Origin of the sequence: Nitrosomonas sp. (assembly GCF_040240425.1) — a bacterium.
Classification (GTDB): Bacteria; Pseudomonadota; Gammaproteobacteria; order Burkholderiales; family Nitrosomonadaceae; genus Nitrosomonas.
Window position 1 is genome coordinate 42,119 of sequence record NZ_QPHG01000016.1, and the last position, 19,022, is coordinate 61,140.

19 protein-coding genes are annotated in these 19,022 nt (G+C 48.3%); 17 read left to right on the plus strand and 2 right to left on the minus strand.

Annotation, left to right across the window (positions count from 1 at the left end):
- Window positions 1–25: 25 nt before the first annotated feature.
- Genes flhA through motD form a run of 6 tightly spaced genes read left to right on the plus strand, consistent with a single transcriptional unit; the run spans window position 26 to window position 6,689 of the window.
- Window positions 26–2,107 carry a flagellar biosynthesis protein FlhA gene (gene flhA, locus DU481_RS08000; RefSeq protein ID WP_350133678.1) on the plus strand — a complete coding sequence of 694 codons (2,082 nt, stop codon included), beginning with the start codon at window positions 26–28 and terminating at the stop codon, window positions 2,105–2,107.
- Window positions 2,104–3,435, plus strand: a complete 1,332-nt coding sequence (gene flhF, locus DU481_RS08005) for a flagellar biosynthesis GTPase FlhF (RefSeq protein WP_350133650.1) — start codon at window positions 2,104–2,106, stop codon at window positions 3,433–3,435. Before flhA ends, flhF begins: the two co-directional genes overlap by 4 nt.
- Window positions 3,428–4,324 carry a MinD/ParA family ATP-binding protein gene (locus DU481_RS08010; RefSeq protein WP_350133651.1) on the plus strand — a complete coding sequence of 299 codons (897 nt, stop codon included), beginning with the start codon at window positions 3,428–3,430 and terminating at the stop codon, window positions 4,322–4,324. The genes flhF and DU481_RS08010 overlap by 8 nt, the downstream gene beginning before the upstream one ends.
- Before the next feature lie 6 nt (window positions 4,325–4,330).
- The gene (locus DU481_RS08015) at window positions 4,331–5,047 is read left to right on the plus strand and encodes an RNA polymerase sigma factor FliA (RefSeq protein ID WP_350133652.1); all 717 of its coding nucleotides are present in this window, start codon (window positions 4,331–4,333) and stop codon (window positions 5,045–5,047) included.
- Between the two features lie 43 nt (window positions 5,048–5,090).
- Window positions 5,091–5,849, plus strand: a complete 759-nt coding sequence (locus DU481_RS08020; protein ID WP_350133653.1) for a flagellar motor protein — start codon at window positions 5,091–5,093, stop codon at window positions 5,847–5,849.
- 48 nt (window positions 5,850–5,897) lie between these two features.
- Window positions 5,898–6,689, plus strand: a complete 792-nt coding sequence (gene motD / locus DU481_RS08025) for a flagellar motor protein MotD (protein WP_350133654.1) — start codon at window positions 5,898–5,900, stop codon at window positions 6,687–6,689.
- A gap of 11 nt (window positions 6,690–6,700) precedes the next feature.
- Here the strand turns inward: motD and DU481_RS08030 are convergent, their stop codons facing one another.
- Window positions 6,701–7,135, minus strand: a complete 435-nt coding sequence (locus tag DU481_RS08030; RefSeq protein WP_350133655.1) for a flagella synthesis protein FlgN — start codon at window positions 7,133–7,135, stop codon at window positions 6,701–6,703.
- Between the two features lie 29 nt (window positions 7,136–7,164).
- Window positions 7,165–7,470, minus strand: a complete 306-nt coding sequence (flgM, locus tag DU481_RS08035) for a flagellar biosynthesis anti-sigma factor FlgM (protein ID WP_350133656.1) — start codon at window positions 7,468–7,470, stop codon at window positions 7,165–7,167.
- A 281-nt stretch (window positions 7,471–7,751) separates the two neighbouring features.
- Here flgM and DU481_RS08040 point away from each other — a divergent pair, with 281 nt between their 5' ends.
- The 11 genes from DU481_RS08040 (at window position 7,752) to der (ending at window position 18,941) form a co-directional block, all read left to right on the plus strand.
- The gene (locus tag DU481_RS08040; protein ID WP_350133657.1) at window positions 7,752–8,501 is read left to right on the plus strand and encodes an EI24 domain-containing protein; all 750 of its coding nucleotides are present in this window, start codon (window positions 7,752–7,754) and stop codon (window positions 8,499–8,501) included.
- A gap of 48 nt (window positions 8,502–8,549) precedes the next feature.
- The gene (locus DU481_RS08045; RefSeq protein ID WP_350133658.1) at window positions 8,550–9,383 is read left to right on the plus strand and encodes a DUF3025 domain-containing protein; all 834 of its coding nucleotides are present in this window, start codon (window positions 8,550–8,552) and stop codon (window positions 9,381–9,383) included.
- 148 nt (window positions 9,384–9,531) lie between these two features.
- Complete coding sequence (ndk, locus tag DU481_RS08050) at window positions 9,532–9,957, plus strand: nucleoside-diphosphate kinase (RefSeq protein ID WP_350133659.1); 426 nt, start codon at window positions 9,532–9,534, stop codon at window positions 9,955–9,957.
- A gap of 24 nt (window positions 9,958–9,981) precedes the next feature.
- Complete coding sequence (gene rlmN / locus DU481_RS08055; protein WP_350133660.1) at window positions 9,982–11,082, plus strand: dual-specificity RNA methyltransferase RlmN; 1,101 nt, start codon at window positions 9,982–9,984, stop codon at window positions 11,080–11,082.
- Complete coding sequence (pilW, locus tag DU481_RS08060) at window positions 11,079–11,867, plus strand: type IV pilus biogenesis/stability protein PilW (RefSeq protein WP_350133661.1); 789 nt, start codon at window positions 11,079–11,081, stop codon at window positions 11,865–11,867. The genes rlmN and pilW overlap by 4 nt, the downstream gene beginning before the upstream one ends.
- A complete protein-coding gene (locus DU481_RS08065) occupies window positions 11,867–13,039 on the plus strand; it encodes a RodZ domain-containing protein (RefSeq protein ID WP_350133662.1) in 1,173 nt (390 codons plus the stop codon). The genes pilW and DU481_RS08065 overlap by 1 nt, the downstream gene beginning before the upstream one ends.
- Before the next feature lie 38 nt (window positions 13,040–13,077).
- Entirely contained in the window at window positions 13,078–14,316 is a 1,239-nt protein-coding gene (gene ispG / locus DU481_RS08070) for a flavodoxin-dependent (E)-4-hydroxy-3-methylbut-2-enyl-diphosphate synthase (protein WP_350133663.1), read from the plus strand.
- Window positions 14,316–15,575: a histidine--tRNA ligase gene (gene hisS, locus DU481_RS08075; RefSeq protein WP_350133664.1), complete on the plus strand. Its 1,260-nt coding sequence runs from the start codon at window positions 14,316–14,318 to the stop codon at window positions 15,573–15,575. The genes ispG and hisS overlap by 1 nt, the downstream gene beginning before the upstream one ends.
- Before the next feature lie 39 nt (window positions 15,576–15,614).
- On the plus strand, window positions 15,615–16,250 hold the full coding sequence (locus DU481_RS08080; RefSeq protein ID WP_090315913.1) for a YfgM family protein: 636 nt from the start codon (window positions 15,615–15,617) through the stop codon (window positions 16,248–16,250).
- 25 nt (window positions 16,251–16,275) lie between these two features.
- Window positions 16,276–17,487, plus strand: coding sequence for an outer membrane protein assembly factor BamB (gene bamB / locus DU481_RS08085; protein ID WP_350133665.1), 1,212 nt, complete (start codon window positions 16,276–16,278; stop codon window positions 17,485–17,487).
- Window positions 17,488–17,543: 56 nt separating this feature from the next.
- Window positions 17,544–18,941 (plus strand): ribosome biogenesis GTPase Der, encoded by a 1,398-nt coding sequence (gene der / locus DU481_RS08090; protein ID WP_350133666.1) that lies wholly within the window; start codon window positions 17,544–17,546, stop codon window positions 18,939–18,941.
- Window positions 18,942–19,022 lie beyond the last annotated feature (81 nt).

Sequence of the window (19,022 nt, forward strand, 5' to 3'; positions counted from 1 at the left end):
ATGATCAGTTTTTATGGCCCACATTATGAATAATGCAGCTACATTGTCATCCGTAGGAGTGCTTAATAATCTTAAGAATTTGGCCGGGCCAATATTGATTATTATGATTCTGGCCATGATGGTGTTACCGCTGCCGCCATTCATTCTGGATGTGTTCTTCACTTTCAATATTGCGGTATCGATCATCGTGCTGATGGTCAGTCTGTACACCCGGAATCCGCTGGATTTTGCGGTTTTTCCGACAATTCTGCTGATTACTACCTTGTTGCGGTTATCGCTGAACATCGCTTCCACCCGGGTGGTATTGCTCGAAGGTCATACCGGGCCCGATGCCGCCGGTAAGGTGATCGAAGCGTTCGGGCACTTTCTGGTGGGCGGGAATTACGCGGTTGGTATCGTCGTATTCATTATTCTGGTGGTGATCAACTTTGTTGTGATTACCAAAGGTGCGGGACGTATTGCCGAAGTCAGCGCACGTTTCACCTTGGATGCCATGCCGGGTAAGCAAATGGCGATCGATGCCGACCTGAACGCCGGTTTGATCGGCGAGGATGAAGCGCGCAAACGCAGAGCAACGATTTCCCAGGAAGCGGATTTTTACGGTTCCATGGATGGTGCCAGCAAGTTCGTGCGCGGCGACGCGATTGCCGGCATCTTGATTATGTTGATTACCATCATCGGCGGATTGATTGTCGGTGTCATGCAACATGATCTGGAACTGGGCGCGGCGGCAAAGAATTACACCTTGTTGACCATTGGCGACGGCTTGGTCGGACAAATCCCGGCGCTGATTATTTCGACCGCCGCCGGTTTGATGGTGAGCCGTGTCACTACCGATGAAGATCTGGGCGAGCAGGTTCTGAATCAGCTGTTCAACCAACCGCAAATATTGGTTATCACCGCAGTTATTTTGGGTGTGATGGGAATGATTCCCGGTATGCCGAATTTTGTATTTCTGCTGATTGCATCCATTTTGGGTGGAATAGCCTACTTGAAAATAAAAAATCCGGTTGTTAAGCCGGTTGAAACGGTGGTTCCGGAATTGCCTTCCATCGAAAAAACGGACGCAAGCTGGAGTGACGTCACACCGATTGATACGCTGGGATTGGAAGTCGGCTATCGCTTGATTCCTTTGGTCGATAAAGCGCAACAGGGCGATCTGCTGAAAAGAATCAATGGTATCCGCAGAAAATTCGCCCAGGAAATCGGTTTCCTACCGCCGGTCATTCATATCCGCGACAACCTGGAACTACGTCCGAATGCTTATTGCATCACGTTGAAAGGTTCAATCATCGGGCAAGGCGAGTCGTATTCCGGTATGTATCTGGCGATCAATCCTGGCCGTGTTACCGCGCAGTTACCGGGCACCGCAACGACTGATCCGGCGTTTGGTCTTCCCGCCGTTTGGATCGAAGCCAATTTGCGCGAGCAAGCGCAAATCAACGGTTATACCGTGGTCGATGCCAGCACCGTGGTGACCACGCATATCAATCATTTGATTCATATGCATGCGGCCGAGTTACTGGGCCGGCAGGAATTGCAAAAACTGCTGGACCATCTCAATGCGCAGTTTCCGAAACTTATCGAAGACTTGGTGCCGAAGTTGCTGCCGTTATCGACGGTACAGAAAATTTTGCACAATCTATTGGAAGAAAATGTGCATATCCGCGACATGCGCACCATCATTGATGTGCTGACCGAATATGCAGCGCAGACACAAGACGCAATCGAACTGACCGCAGTTGTCAGAACCGCTTTGGGGCGTGCGATCGTCGATCAATTTTATCCTGCCGGTTCTGAAGTCCAAGTCATGAGCCTGCATCATGAGCTGGAGAACATACTGGGTCACGTGATGCAGACCGGCGGCGGACAGGGCGCCGGAATTGAACCCGGATTGGCCGATACTTTGTTGAGAGAAGCGCGTAACGCGGCGCAGCAGCAGGAAAAACTGGGATTACCGATGGTGTTACTGGCGCCGGGCTCGATCCGCTTCCTGCTAGCCAAATTTTTACGCCGCGCGATTCCACAGTTAAGGGTGTTGGCACATTCTGAAATTCCAGATTCACGAAAAATCAAAATCACTTCCGTGATTGGAGGTAACAAATGAAAGTAAAACGCTATCTTGCTTCCACATCCCGCGAAGCACTCCGTCATGTCAAAGAGGAATTGGGTGAGGACGCGGTAATTCTGTCGAACCGTAAAACCCGGGATGGCGTGGAAATCATGGCATTGGCGGATTCCGATATGACCGATCTGGTGCAACCCCACACACCGGCTATACCGGCTAAGCCATCAATGCAACCAACGCCTTCGATGCCTTCAATGCCGCCGTTGCAGGGTATTTCGCATTACGAGCAAAGCAAAATGCTGAGTGCGGCGGACCCGTATTCAGACATGCTGCCAATGCGCAATGAACCGGCGGAAACGCGCAAAACTTCGAGCGATGTGCTGTCCGCATCCTTAGCCAAGGACATCATCGCCGAGATCCAAGCGATGAAAAGCACGCTGGAAGATCAGCTGGCGACCGTAGCCTGGGGGAGTTTTACCCAACGCAGCCCGGAAAAAGTAAAACTGTTACGCACCCTGCTGGATACGGGATTCAGTCCGCTATTGGCGCGCCGTCTGATCGACAAGCTATCCGCCGGTCTCGATTACGAGCATAGCCTGAAACAAGCCATGTCCGCGCTGGCCTTTAATCTGCGGACAGTGGCCAGTGACGACATCATTGAAAAGGGCGGGGTGTATGCACTGATCGGCCCGACCGGCGTCGGTAAAACAACGACTACAGCGAAACTGGCGGCGCGTTGCGTGATCCGGCATGGTGCCGACAAAGTGGCGTTGCTGACGACCGATAGTTACCGTATTGGCGGTCATGAGCAATTGAGAATTTATGGGCAATTATTGGGTATTCCCGTACGCAATATCAAGGATACCGAGGATTTACAGCTGACGCTGTCGGAACTCAAAAACAAGCATATGGTGCTGATCGATACCGTGGGCATGAGCCAGCGCGATCAAATGGTGGCGCAGCAAATCGCCATGCTCAGCAACTGCGGCGCGGATGTGAAGCGCATGCTCGTTCTCAGCGCTGCATCCAACGGCAGCACATTGGATGAAGTGATTGCCGCTTATCAGAAGAACGGAATTTACGGTTGCATCATCACAAAAATCGATGAAGCTGCGAGCCTGGGCGTGGCGCTGGATGTCGTTATCCGGAGAAAGTTGCCGCTGCACTATGTCGCCAACGGGCAGAAGGTTCCGGAAGATATCCATACCGCCAATTCACGCTATTTGTTGCATCGCATTTTTAAATCGGTGCCGGGTGACACGGCTTTTACTTTACAGGATGCCGAGTTCGCGTTGGTCATGGCGACCCGGAATAGCGAGCCAGCGCCATCGGAAGAAAGATCATTAGCGGGATTCATGTATGACTAGGTTGATTTTACAAGATCAGGCCGCGGGCTTGCGCAATCTGACTTCTTATCAGAAGCGTGATCCGGCGCGCGTCTTTACCATCGCCGGCGGCAAATCGCGTGTCGGGAAAACCAGTGTGGTTGTGAATCTTGCGGCAGCGCTGGCGCAGAACGGTCAACGGGTTTTATTGATCGATGAAAATCCTTGCCATAACAATATCTGCACCAGTTTGGGCTTGCAGGCGCGCTTCGATTTACTGCATGTGATTCATAAGGATAAAAGACTCGACCAGGTGCTGCTGCAAGGCCCGGAAAATATCACGATCTTATCAGCGATGCGCGGCATTCATGCACTGAACAAGTTGAACCCGCTCGAACAGGATTGGCTGGTCAAGAGTTTTTCCGAGCTGACGGAGTCCGTCGATATTGTGTTGATCGATACCGCCATGACCGGCACGACGCATGTTTTACCGTTAAGCCTGGCTTCGGAACAAGTCATGATCGTGATTTTCGGTTCTGCGGCATCGATTACCGGTGCTTACGCGCTGATCAAAATCATGAGTCAGGAGTATTCCAAGCAGCATTTTCTGATTTTGGTGAATAAGGTTGAATCGGAAACGGAAGCACTGATGATTTATCAGAATTTATACCGGGTGGCGCGCCAATATTTGTCGGTTTCGCTTGAATATGCCGGTTACGTTGAAAGTGATGAGCGATTACGGAGTGCAACGCAATTGTGTAAACCGGTGATCGAGATGTTTCCGGCTTCGCAAGCGGCTATTTGCTTCCGGCATGTAGCAGAAAATATTTTGCGCTCTACTTGCCCGGATAAATATAGCGGGGGAATGGATCATTTCATGCAGCGATTGATTATGACGAGTCATTTGAGTATGGCTAATTTTACGGTGTGATTGAATATGTATATTGCGACTGGAACCAAAACGATTGATAAAAAACAATTTGTCACTGAATTTACGCCGCTGGTAAAGCGCATTGCTTACCATATGATGACGCGTCTGCCAGCTAGCGTACAAGTTGATGATTTGATTCAGGCCGGCATGATCGGCCTGCTGGATGCGATTAATCGCTACGAAGGATCTTACGGGCGCCAGTTTGAGAGTTATGCGGCGCAACGGATACGCGGTTCGATTCTGGATGAGTTGCGCGAAGCCGATTGGCTGCCACGCAGTATCCGTAAAAAAATGCGCCGGATCGAAGCGGCGGTGAATATGCTGGAACAACGGAATGGGTGCGCGCCGAATGAGCTGGATCTGGCAGCCGAGCTGGAGATGTCGTTGGATGAATACCATGAGACCTTGCAAAGTGCACGCGGCGCGCAGTTGATTTATTACGAAGATTTTCAGCAGGAAGATGAAGAGCCTTTTCTGGATCGGCTTTTCATTGATTCCGAAGGCGATCCGCTAAATGCGCTGCTGGATGAAAATTTCCGCAGCACATTGATTGCTGCCATTGATAACCTTCCGCCGCGGGAAAAACAGGTCATGGGTATGCATTACGAACAGGAAATGAATCTGAGGGAAATCGGTGAGGTGCTGGGTGTCAGCGAATCCCGTGTATGTCAGTTGCACACGCAAGCAGTGGCAAGGCTGCGCAGCCGCTTAAGAAATACTTGAAGTGTTTTATACCGTCTATCCGCGCCATTAAACGGAATATGTGATGCTTAAAAAATCAAAGATGGATTTGAACAGCGTCTTTGGCATTCTGCTGGCTTTGGTGGCAATCGTAGGCGGGCAGTTTCTTGAAGGCGGGCATATCAGTTCTTTGTTGCAAGCGGCCGCATTTGTAATCGTGATGGGTGGCACTGTCGGAGCGGTTTTACTGCAAAGTCCGATGAAAATTTTTATCAATGGTCTGCGAATGGGCGCATGGGTTTTCTTTCCACCGGAGCATTCTCCGCAAGCCCTGATTAAACAAATTATTAATTGGGCGCATATTGCACGGAAGGAAGGGTTGCTGGTGCTTGAAGAGTTTGTTCCCGGTGTAAAGGATCCGCTGACAAAGAAGGGATTGCAATTGCTGGCGGATGGCAGTCCGCCTGAAAAAATCCGCGAAGCTTTGGAAATTGATGTTTTGGCTTTGGAGAACTATCAACGTCAATCGGCCCGGATCTGGGAAGCCGCCGGCGGTTATGCGCCGACGATTGGCATTTTAGGTGCTGTACTCGGATTGATTCACGTCATGGAAAACTTATCCGATCCCAATCTTCTGGGAAACGGTATTGCGGTTGCTTTTGTGGCGACAGTGTACGGTGTTGGATTAGCCAATCTGGTTTTCTTACCGGTAGCCAATAAGCTTAAAACTATCATCGGTGAACATGTCGTGATGCAGGAAATTCTGCTTGATGGCTTTGTGGCGATTGCGCAGGGCGAGCATCCGCGACTCATAGAGAGCCGGTTGAACGGCTATTTCATTTAAATCTGATACAAACAGAATAACGATCAGTCAATAATTTCTGAAAATCCGATGCTGAGAAAAAGAAAACAAAAAAATGATGATCACACTGAAAACCAGGAACGCTGGCTTGTGTCCTATGCTGATTTCATAACACTGTTGTTTGCTTTTTTTGTGGTGATGTATGCCGTTTCATCGGTAAATGAAGGGAAGTACCGCGTTCTAAGTTCTTCGTTAGTGAGCGCATTTAAGAGCAGTAATCCAACAAATGCGGTGCCGGTGCAGTCCACGGAATTTATACCGATTAATATCCATCCATCAAATGAAACGGATTCAATCAAACTGATTGATAATCTCAGTATTCATAAAGCAAAAAAACAAGAAAAAATGAAAAGCATGGCTAAGAATATCCTTCATACTTTGGATCCTTTAGTGAAAGATGGTCAGGTGAGAATTACCCAAAGTTCTTTGGGAATAACGGTTGAGATCAACGCCAGCGTTCTTTTTTCACCAGGACAAGCTAAACTGGCCGAGAATTCAAGCTTAACGCTCCAGGCCGTAGCCAATGTGATCAAGGGTCATGAGCACGAAATTCATGTCGAAGGGCATACGGATAATTTGCCGATCCATAATGGCAGTTTTCCATCAAACTGGGAATTATCGACTGCTCGTGCTAGCAGTGTGGTCAGATTATTTATAGAAAATGGCGTTGAAGCGCACCGGCTGACCGCAGTGGGATATGGCGAGAATAGGCCGATAGAAAGTAATGATACCCCTGAGGGAAGAAAAAGAAACCGCCGGGTATCGGTTATGATTTTATCTGCCGATCCGGATAAAGTAACTGAAATTCCTATCGTTGAGTAATTGCGCTAAGATCAAATGTAAGTCTGACCTTTGGGGCCGTAGAGTGAAACATTTCCTGCCGCACTGTGCAGTGCGGCGAAAGCGCGTTGATTATGTTGCAATTGAGTTGAAATCATCAAACCATTTGAGTGATTGAGTTGTTGAGCTAATTTTGCCAAATCGAGTAATTCATTCCATAAATTTTTTACTTCCAATAGATCTGAATGTTGCTCGATTAATCCGATCAACCAGGCATCAATACTTTTTTTCTCTAGATTGAGTCCTTGTTTCTTAAGGTAATCAGTGCGATGCTCATCAAACTGTATTAATTCTTCGATTAAGCGTGATTTATCTGAAGCGAGAAAATCTATTGCTTCTATTTTTCCTTCCACGAGTGCATTTTCTTCTTTTTTGAGAATCTCAATAAATGCTTGAAAAATACCTTTTTCATCCTTCAGTTCATTCATAAAGCACATTATGTGCTGTGATTGAGACATTAGATGGCACCTTTCTTAGATTGAATTAATTCCTTAACTGTCTCGAGTAATCGATCAGCTACAACCTCAGGATTTATCTGAAAATTACCTTCGCTAATCGCTTGTTTTATTTCTGCGACACGCGCGGTATTAACAACCGAGCCGTTTGCGGAACTACTGTCAATATTTTGCAGTTTCGCCGCGTTCGGGCTTAAATGCACACTATTTTCTTGACTCGCATCTGTGCTGGGTGTGATATCAGCCCGCCTTTTTCCATCACTGACAGATACGGTTGACACTGGCTGTAATGATTTATCTATTTTCACTTTTAGACCTCTTGACGAAATTCATTGAGTGCCTTATCGACACCTTTATGGAGAACTTTAGTAATCAAAGCTTTTTCATGAAACTTAAGAATATTAAAGCAAATGATTAAATTTTTTATTGTTGTAATGTTGTTACGACACAAGTTGAAATGAAATTCAGTATTTTGAAATATATAATTCTATTGTTTTGCCAGATTTTGGTGACTGGTAAACCAAATGGATATCGTAGATAATCAATTTTCCTCGGAAACCATCATATATTATTTCTAACCGGTAGCTAAATGTCTTTTATATTTAAAGCAAGTGCCAGTGCATTTCGTGACTTAGTACGTTTCAAAATTGCTTGGATCATTATTTGGCCAATTATGGTTTCGATCCTGTTATGGCTCATCATCGGTTTTGTTTTCCAGAATAGTTTTTCTGAATTAGTTGTCATGTTATTTGATCAGATTGGAATTGGCGAATGGTTACGGGATATCCAGTCTGATTGGGTGTCCTCTGCTATTCAGAATCTCTTATACTTCATGGTATACGTGCCGCTCGTAATAATGACAACGCTGATGATCACCGCTATTTTTATAATGCCCGCGCTTATCAATCTGGTAGCGAATCGCGACTATCCGGAGCTTAAACGGGAATATGGCGGTAGCATCGCCGGTAGTGTCGTCAATGCAATTCTGGCGTGCGGTGTTTTTATACTCATTTGGGTTGTCACGTTACCGTTATGGGCGGTGGGTGCGGGTATCATTATTCCTTTTGCTGCTGCAGCCTTTATGAATCAGCAACTATTCCGCTACGATGCATTATCGGAGCATGCCAGTAAACAAGAAATCAAGACAATATGCGCGGAAAACAGATATTCATTGTGGGGATTGGGATTATTGACCGGATTAATTCAATTTATACCGATACTCAATTTGCTGGCGCCAATTTATACGGCACTCGCGTTTATTCATTTTGGATTGGATCATCTGAAGCTTTTGCGCGCTCAAAATCTACTGAATAGTAGCCTACCTGCGGATAATCATTAATTTGTACCCGTTGAAGCAGTATTAATTCCGGTCAAACTGAAATCAGGAATGAATGAGCAACAGTGGAATCCTGATTTTATTGAGCTTTCGCCGATATTTGAGCCTTTTTTGTATCTGCAAAGACATTTTAAGAATCAGCAATCCTGGTCCGAGCCTGACGATCTAAATAAGCTCTGCGCTCAGCAGAACCGGGAAATACTTACCCGATCAGGAAAATCGGTCCGCTTTGTGCCTCAAATTCCCGGTAAGCTTGATGCTGAGCAACGATATGAACCCGGAATTTACTTAACCGGTAAAATACCGACTAGAGCGCAGAATTGGCACGATTTTTTTAATGCTTTGGTGTGGCAAATTTTTCCGCAAGCTAAATCCGCGCTCAACCAGCTGCACTATCAGGCACAGTTGGTTGAGTTATCAAATCAGGTACGGAATCGTTGCAAATTACGAGATGCTGCAACGCTGTTCGATGAATCTGGGGTGATTGTCGTATGCAGTCAGGCAGCATTAATTCAGCTGATAAAAGATTTTGAATGGAAGGAATTGTTTTGGCGGCAGCGCAAAGCAGTGCTGTTATCAATGCGGTTTTTTGTTTTTGGCCATGGACTGTACGAGAAGGCATTAAATCCCTATGCCGGTATGACCGGCAAAGCAATAATTTTTAATGTGCCGGAAGCTTTTTTTGCGCACGATTTACCAGCTCAATTGTGTGCTATCGATGCCATGTTGGAGCTTTACTTATTGCAAACGTTATCGTCAACTTCCGATTTGGTGCCGATTCCCCTTTTAGGATATCCGGGTTGGATTGGCGATAACGACAGTGAATCTTATTATGAAAATAAACAATATTTTCGTGATCGCCCTAAGTCCGTACAAATGAGATAAGTGTTTATCGATCCTGACCGGTAAGTTGACTGGATGGATTCCGCAACGAAAAACGCCCGATGCCGGAATTAATCCATATGTTTTACGATTCCCGGCTGTTTTTTTGTTAAAATGCACCGCTTAATTTACTAATTAATTGGAGTATTTAATGGCAATTGAGAGGACACTATCCATCATTAAACCGGATGCTGTGGCGAAGAATGTGATTGGGCAAATTTATTCCCGTTTTGAATCAAGTGGTTTGAAAATCATTGCGGCGCGAATGATGCATTTATCACAAGCAGAAGCTGAGCAATTTTATGCCGTGCATCGCGCGCGTCCGTTTTTTAACGATCTGGTTAAATTCATGATATCGGGTCCTGTGATGGTGCAAGTATTGGAAGGAGATGAGGCCATTAAAAAGAACCGCGATCTGATGGGCGCTACCGATCCCAAGAAAGCGGAGAAAGGAACGATTCGCGCCGATTTTGCCGACAGCATTGACGCCAATGCAGTACATGGTTCCGATGCACCGGAAACGGCCGCGGTTGAAATTGCCTGTTTTTTTCCAACATTAAATATCCATTCCCGTTGAAGCACTGCGTGCTGTAGCTCAATAGTGACAATCAATCTGTTAAATTACGATGGCAAAGGTCTGGCTGATCTTTGCACCGGAATAGGCGAGAAACCTTTTCGTGCAAAGCAGCTGCTGCACTGGATCCATCAGTCCGGTACCGCTGATTTTGCTGCGATGAGCGACTTGGCAAAAAGTTTGCGTGAAAAACTCGCTGCGATGGCGGTTATCGAATTGCCACAGATCACTTCTGATCACGTCGCTGCAGACGGTACTCGCAAATGGCTGCTATCCGTCGGCTCCGGCAATGGCATAGAAACTGTCTTCATACCGGAAGCAAATCGCGGCACGCTATGCGTTTCCAGTCAGGTAGGATGCGCTTTGGCTTGTACTTTCTGTTCAACGGGAAAACAAGGCTTTAATCGTAATTTAACAGTGGCGGAGATCATCGGGCAACTGTGGATTGCCAACAAAACGGTTGGATTGAATACCGGTGACCATGCATCCCACGCAAACAGAGCTGTGACCAATGTGGTGATGATGGGCATGGGTGAACCGCTGGCCAATTTTGATAATGTGGTAATCGCGCTGGACATCATGCTGGATGACCATGCTTATGGTCTTTCGCGCCGGCGCGTCACGGTCAGTACATCCGGGCTGGTGCCCGCCATCGATCGATTGCGCGAGCGTTGCCCGGTCGCTTTGGCGATTTCCTTGCATGCGCCGAACGATGCGTTACGCGATCAACTGGTGCCGATCAATAAGAAATATCCGATCAAAGAGCTGTTGGCTGCCTGTCAGCGCTATCTGCCATCAGCGCCGCGTGATTTCATCACGTTTGAGTATGTCATGCTGGACGGTGTGAATGACAGCACTGCACATGCGCGCGAGCTTATAAAACTGGTGCAGGATGTTCCGTGCAAATTTAATTTAATTCCGTTCAATTCATTTCCGGGTTCCGGTTTCAAGCGCTCAAGCGCCGAAGCTGTGCGGATTTTCCGCGAGATATTGATGCAAGCGGGATTGGTGACTACGGTACGGAAAACCCGTGGTGACGATATTGCGGCGGCCTGCGGCCAGCTTGCCGGGCAGGTAAAAGACAAAACACGCCGCACGGCTAATTTCAAGACAGAGGCGATGCAGTGAAAAAAAAGCTGTTATTTTTTTTCATACTGCTGCAATTTCTGATAGGGTTTAGTGGGTGCGTGCAACAGTCAACGAATAACGGAATGCCGGTTCAAGCAAACTCGGACCGGGCTTTTCAAAGCGCGAAGATTCATACGGAACTGGCAGCGGAATATTTCTATCGCGGCCAGCTGGATGTAGCGATCGAGGAAGTAAACGAAGCATTAAAAGCGCAATCCAATTATGCGCTTGCCTACAATGTGCTGGGGCTGATTAATATGACGCTGAATGAAGATAGCAAAGCACTGGATAATTTTGAGCGCGCTATTCGTTTGGCGCCGAGGAATTCGGAAATTCGCAATAACTACGGATGGTTCTTGTGCCAGCGTTTTTCGCAACGCATGGATCAAGCCATAGATCATTTTATGATGGCTGCTAAAGATCCACTTTACGCAACACCGGAGATGTCTTATACCAATGCCGGGATTTGCGAGGCTAAGCGCCAGAATTACACTGAAGCAAAAGTTTTTTTACAAAAAGCATTATCCCTAAAGTCCAATTATGCACCCGCAGCGATCGGATTGATTGATATCGATTTTCAACGCGGCAATTTAGCCGAAGCAAAATCCAAGCTTGCACTGTTTTTGCAAAATAACACGCAAACAGCAGAGAGTCTGCTGATGGCGATAAAGATTGAACAAGCGATGGGTAATCAATTAGCCGCTGAAAGTTACATTTTTCAGTTGCAGAAACATTTTCCGGAATCTAAAGAAACGGCCATGGTTCGAGAAGGAAGGATGAGATAATGACGATGACTGATGAAAAGAGCAGCGATAATGGTTCGTTTCCAGAGAATGCGTCACCGGATCCAGTGACGCATGGAAATGTGCAGATGACCGCGACGGAAACAATCGAGCTGTCATCTGATAAACCCGTGGATGATTTCAGTCCGCTGGCTTCCGGTTTGAATAGTCATCAAAAGCAACTGCAAACGAATAATAATTACAACAGCATGAATACTTCATTTGACAATAATCAGGCCAGAAATGAATTCGTCGCTATTGATTCGGCGAGTGTCGTACAAAGCGTCGGACACTTGCTGCGTAATGCGAGAACGGCCAAAGGCTTGAGTATTGATGATGTATCGCGGCAATTGCGGTTGTCGGCGCAACAAATTGAAGCGATTGAAAAAGAAGATTTTGAGAAATTACCCGGACGGACCTTCTTGCGCGGCTTCATCCGCAATTATGCCAATCTGGTGCAGTTGAATCCCGTTCCGCTGCTGCAAATGCTTCCCGAATCGACCCGGGTAATATCGACTTACGAGCGTACGCCGTTTAAGAACAAACAAATATCGTTTTCCTCGAATCGCGAGAAACCCGGCAATCATTCATTAATCATCGCGATCATTTTGTTTGTCATTATCCTGGGTGCATATTTCCTGTTTGAAAACGGTGGCTGGAATAAAAATTCTGATATCAGCGCCGAAAGTGAAGAAAAGAAAACGGAATCCGCCACAGCCTCAGTGGAAATTCAGCTGCCTTTGCCGGGAGTGGTTAAAAATACATCCAATACATCCGACTCACCAGCCAATAAGCCATCGGAAGTCAATAATCCGGTTCCGGCCACGGAAAATACAGTGGCTCAGGCGGATGCAAAAACTGAAAGCGCGCCAGAAAATAAATCCGCTGTTGAAAAAACTGAGAAAACTGAAAAAACCGCTGCTTTCGATAAAAATACCGGTTATTTATATTTCAAACTCACTGCGGATTCATGGATTAAAGTGGTGGATGGCAAAGGTGTGACCGTGTTCGAGCAGCTCAAAAAGAGCGGCAGCGAGCAGATTGTTACGGGTAAGCGGCCGCTATCCCTGGTCATTGGCAATGCATCAGGTGTCAATCTCACCTATAATGACAAGGAAATCGATATTTCATCCTACAAGAAACAAGGTGGAACCGCGCGTTTCACGCTCGAATAAAAATGCCTGTAATCTTTTGATCTTAATACAATTAAATTATGCCTGAGAATAGTTCTGCAATAAATCGCCGATCCAGTGTGGGTGTCCGGATTGGTTCTATCATGCTGGGTGGCGGTGCGCCGGTCGTAGTGCAATCCATGACAAATACGGATACGGTTGACGAAGTTGCCACAACCGACCAAGTTGCGCAATTGGCGCGCGCCGGATCCGAACTGGTGCGTATCACCGTCAATTCGATGGAAGCGGCGAAGGCGGTAGCCGGAATTCGTGCGCGTTTGGATGATATGGGATGCCATGTGCCTCTGGTTGGTGATTTTCACTTCAACGGCCACAAACTGCTGACCAGTTATCCCGATTGCGCCAAGGCTCTGGCGAAATTTCGTATCAATCCGGGAAATGTCGGTCACGGCAAGAAACGTGATGAACAATTCGCGACATTGATTGAGACTGCGTGTAAATATGACAAACCGGTACGTATCGGCGTCAACTGGGGAAGCCTCGATCCGGAAATGCTGGCGCGCATCATGGACGAGAATGCTGCTTCCAGCGATCCGCAAGATGCCAAATACGTCATGCGCGAAGCGCTGATCACCTCGGCGCTGGAAAGCGCGGCAAAGGCGGAAGAAATCGGCTTGAACCGCAATAAGATTGTTTTATCGTGCAAAGTCAGCGGTGTGCAGGACTTGATTATGGTCTATCGCGAATTGGCTGCGCGTTGTGATTATGCGTTGCATCTGGGATTGACCGAAGCCGGCATGGGCTCTAAAGGGATCGTGGCATCCACGGCGGCATTGGCCGTGCTGCTGCAGGAAGGCATCGGCGATACGATTCGTATCTCGTTGACACCGGAACCGGGTGGCAGCCGTTCGCGCGAAGTGATTGTTGCACAGGAGATTTTGCAAACGATGGGATTGCGCGCGTTTGTTCCGCTGGTGGCGGCTTGCCCGGGGTGCGGCCGTACCACCAGCACGTATTTCCAAGAATTGGCGGAAAGCATTCAAGCGTATGTGCGTGATGAAATGGTGGTGTGGCGCGAGCAATACGATGGCGTAGAAAATATGTCACTGGCTGTAATGGGATGCGTGGTGAACGGTCCGGGTGAAAGCAAACATGCCAATATCGGTATCAGCTTGCCGGGTTCCGGTGAAAATCCGGTGGCGCCGGTATTCGTGGACGGACAAAAAACCGTCACCTTGAAAGGCGATAATATCGCCAACGAATTCCGCGCGATTGTCGATCGATATGTCAGCGAAAAGTATCCGAGAAAAGCTGTCTGATGGCTAATGGTGTTAAAGCAATCCGCGGGATGAACGACATCCTGCCGGATGAATCCTATCTCTGGGCGTATTTTGAACAAACGGTGCAGCAATGGCTTGCCGCGTATGGTTACCGTAACATCCGTACCCCGATCGTCGAACAAACCGATTTATTTATTCGATCCATTGGAGAAGTTACTGATATTGTTGAGAAAGAGATGTATACCTTTGTGGATCATCTCAACAATGACAGCTTAACGTTGCGGCCGGAAGGCACGGCTTCATGCGTGCGTGCTGTGATCGAACATAACTTGTTATATTCCAGTCCGCAGCGCTTGTATTATGCCGGTCCGATGTTCCGCCATGAGCGTCCGCAAAAAGGCCGCTACCGGCAATTTCATCAAGTTGGTGTGGAAGCATTGGGTTATGCCGGACCGGATATCGATGCGGAGCTGATCGTGATGTGCGCGCGTTTGTGGGATTTACTGGGGATCTCTGGTTTACGGCTGGAAATCAGCACATTGGGCAACGCCGAGTCGCGCGCGCTGCATCGTACCCGATTGATCAAATACTTTGAACAGCACCGTGATGCGCTGGATGAAGATGCGCTGAGACGCTTACATACCAATCCGTTGCGTATACTCGACAGCAAGAATCCAGGCATGCAGGATATTATCAACAATGCGCCCAAGCTGATGGATGATCTGGACGCTGAATCGCTCAGTCATTTTGAGTATTTGCAGCATATTCTGCGGGCGCGGGGCATTAACTTTGAAATTAATCTGCGCTTGGTCCGAGGTCTTGACTATTACAATCGCACCGTTTTTGAATGGGTCACCGATAAGCTCGGCGCACAAGGCACAGTATGCGCGGGCGGGCGCTACGATGGTTTGATTGAGCAAATAGGCGGCAAGCCTTCACCGGCATGCGGTTTTGCCATGGGTATCGAACGCTTGCTGGCATTGATGCAGGAATGCGGTAAGGAAATTGCGCAACCGGCGCCGGATATTTATATTGTCCACCAAGGGGGTCAGGCGATGGATTACGCCTGGACATGCGCTGAATTTCTCCGCGATGAAGGGTTTGATGTCATTTTGCATTGCGGCGGCGGCAGTTTCAAATCGCAAATGAAAAAGGCCGATGGCTCCGGCGCGCGCTATGCCATGATTATCGGCGATGATGAATGTCAGGCGCAAGAAGTGACGCTTAAGCCGTTGCGTGAACCGGTCGAACAGGCAAGGGTGAAATTAAACACCGTTACTGAATTAATTACTAAGTAATTTTATCATCAATAAATTAGCACTAATCAGGGAAATACCATGGCATATTCTCACGAAGATCAGGAAAGAATTGAAGGATTCGCTGCGTGGTGGAATCGGTACGGCAATACGATTTCCATTTTTTTGATTGCTGTTCTTGTCACGGCAGGCGGTACGAAGGCCTGGCAGTATTATCAGCAAAAGCAGGCACTGCAAGCGGCCGATTTGTACGCTTTATTGCAGCAAGTGCAAACCAGCGAGGATGCCGCAAAAATCAACGATGCCGCGCAACTGCTGACAACAGGCTATCCATCCAGCGGCTATGCACCCCGGGCGGCGCTGATCGCCGCGCAAGCCGATGTTCAGGCGGGCAATAACAAGCGTGCCATACAAACCCTGCAATGGATTATCGATCACGCCAAAGAAACTGAAATGCATGATCTGGCGCGCTTAAGAATATCCGGCATCTTATTGGACGAAGGAAAGTACGATGAAGCATTACGCTTGTTGAGCGCTGGGCATGGTAAAACTTTCGCCGGATTGTATTTGGATCGCAAGGGCGATATTCAAGTAGCAGCCGGAAAGATTGCCGAGGCTAAGCTGAGTTATCAGGAAGCGATTGATAAAATGAGTAAAAGTAACAATTACTTCAATATCGTCCAAATGAAACTGGACGCGTTGGGCGATTCCGATTAGATCCGTTGCTAAAGTGGCTGTTTTGTTGAGTCTCACCCGATCCGGGCGATTATTTCCTTCCTGGTTGATTGTTGCGCTCTTGCTGTCAGGTTGCAGCACGTTCAACCCCTTCGATATGCGTGTCATCGAATCGATGAGCACGGGGATATCCGATCTGATGATCACCGATGAGCCGATCGTCTATGAGAAGGAAGAATTGGCCGCTTTAAAGGCAGCCGATCGTATTCCGCTGAAGTGGAAAAATAAAGTGGGTGAAAATGAGATCGCTTCCTTCTATACCGCGTACGATAATGGCGCAGTCTATGTTGCCGATGAAGCCGGTAAACTGACCAAATATAACGCCGCAACGGGTAAACAAGAGTGGCAGGTCAAATCCAAAAACAAATTTTCTGCCGGCGTGGGTATTGGCGAAGGATTGATCCTGATCGGAACCTTCAAAGGCGAAGTACTTGCTTATAATGAATCCGGCCATATGTTATGGCAAGCGTCGGTCACCAGCGAAATCCTCAGTCCGCCGCAAGTGCAGAATAATATCGTGGCCGTACGCACTGTTGATGGCCGTATATTTGCACTGGATGCCATCGATGGTAAGCGGAAATGGATTTACCAAGGTGCGACGCCGTCATTGACGGTGCGCAGCACGGCCGGAATAACACTGGCACATGGCGCCATATTTGCCGGTTTTCCAGGCGGAAAAATGGTTGCGATGAGCTTGTTCAACGGCAACATTGGCTGGGAAGTCGCCGTTTCGCAACCGCGTGGCGTAACCGAATTGGAGCGCATGACCGATATCACCAGCGCGCCGGTGATTAACAATCGCCTCGTCTGCGCGGTTGCGTACCAAGGGCGTGTTGCCTGCTTTGCGATTAACGACGGCGCGTACATCTGGTCGCGCGAATCCTCCAGCAGCGCGGGCTTGGTGATGGACAACGATTATGTGTATGTAACCGAGGATAACGGCGTGGTGGCGGCCTACGATCTGATGAGCGGCGCTGGCATGTGGAAACAAAGCCGCCTGGGGAGTAAGAAATTAACCCGGCCTGTGATCATCGGGCAGTATATTGTGGTCGCGGACGATCAGGGCTTTGTTAATGTATTGCGCAATTATGATGGCGCATTGGTGGCCCGCTCCGCCACCGACGGCAGTGTGATTCATAATGCGGCCAGTGTTTTGCCGGATGGTTTTGTGGTGCAGACAACAAAGGGCGGTGTTTACGCTTTCAGCACGCAATTCTAGCAGCTTCATTCTTTCCATTTGACGACACATAACGTGTTACGGTAGCAGTAAATATCATGAAACCCACTCTTGTTCTGGTTGGCCGTCCGAATGTCGGCAAATCGACCTTATTCAACCGCCTGACGCGCACGCGCGATGCTATCGTCGCGGATATTCCCGGTTTGACGCGGGACCGGCATTACGGTCAAGGTCGAGTAGGGGATAAGCCCTATTTGGTCATGGATACAGGCGGTCTTGAGCCAGTTATCAAGGAAGGCATTCTGCACGCCATGGCTAAGCAGACGCTGCAAGCCATTGACGAAGCGGACAAAGTCATGTTCATCGTCGACGGCCGTCAGGGTGTGACCGCGCACGATAAAATTATCGCCGAGCAATTGCGCAAATCCGGGCAAAAGATTCTGCTGGTGGTGAATAAAACCGAAGGTATGGCAACCGCCGTCGTCACGGCGGAGTTTTATGAATTAGGTTTGGGTGATCCCTGTGCAATTTCAGCCATGCACGGCGATAACATCCAGGAACTTGCCGATCTGGCCTTGATGGATTTTCCGGATGCCGAAGAAGAAACGCCTGAAAGTAAGCATCCCAAAATTGCCATCGTGGGCCGTCCGAATGTCGGAAAATCTACGCTGGTCAATACGCTGCTTGGTGAAGAGCGGGTGATCGCCTTCGACCAGCCGGGCACGACGCGCGATAGCATCTATATCGACTTTACGTACAAAGACAAACAATACACGCTGATTGATACGGCCGGATTGCGCCGCCGCGGTCAAGTGCATGAAACTGTCGAAAAATTCTCCGTCATCAAGACGCTGCAAACGATTGAAGACGCCAATGTCGTCGTGCTGGTGCTGGATGCTCGCAATGAAATTTCCGATCAGGACACACATATCGCCGGATTCATCCTGGAAACAGGACGTGCGCTGGTCATTGTAGTAAACAAATGGGATGGTCTGGACGACTATCAGCGCGATACGATTAAACGCGAATTAAACCGTAAACTGGCTTTTCTAAGCTTCGCGCAATTGCACTACATTTCCGCGTTGCACGGCACCGGCATGAAGAATCTGCTGCCTTCGATCGATACGGCTTATGCCGCGGCCATGGCGCATTTGCCGACGCCGAAACTGACGCGCGCATTGATAGCCGCGGTTGAAAAGCACCCGCCGCCGCGCGGCGGCATGTCCCGTCCGAAAATGCGTTACGCGCATCAAGGCGGCTCCAACCCGCCGTTGATCATCGTGCACGGCAGCATGCTCCAACATGTACCGGAAACTTACCGGCGCTATCTCGAAAACACGTTTCGCGAGACTTTTGAACTCAAAGGCACGCCGTTGCGCGTCGATTTTAAAGTCGGGCACAATCCCTACGCCGACAAAAAGCCCGCTCCGCCAACCGAGGATGAACAACGGCGCGCACACAACCGGCGCAGACGTAACCGCAAGAAATACGGCTAAACCGGAAAACGCGGTTACTCATCTTCCGCTCACCCGGATGTAACGCTTAGATTCCAACATCGCTGCCGATTGATGGACTGA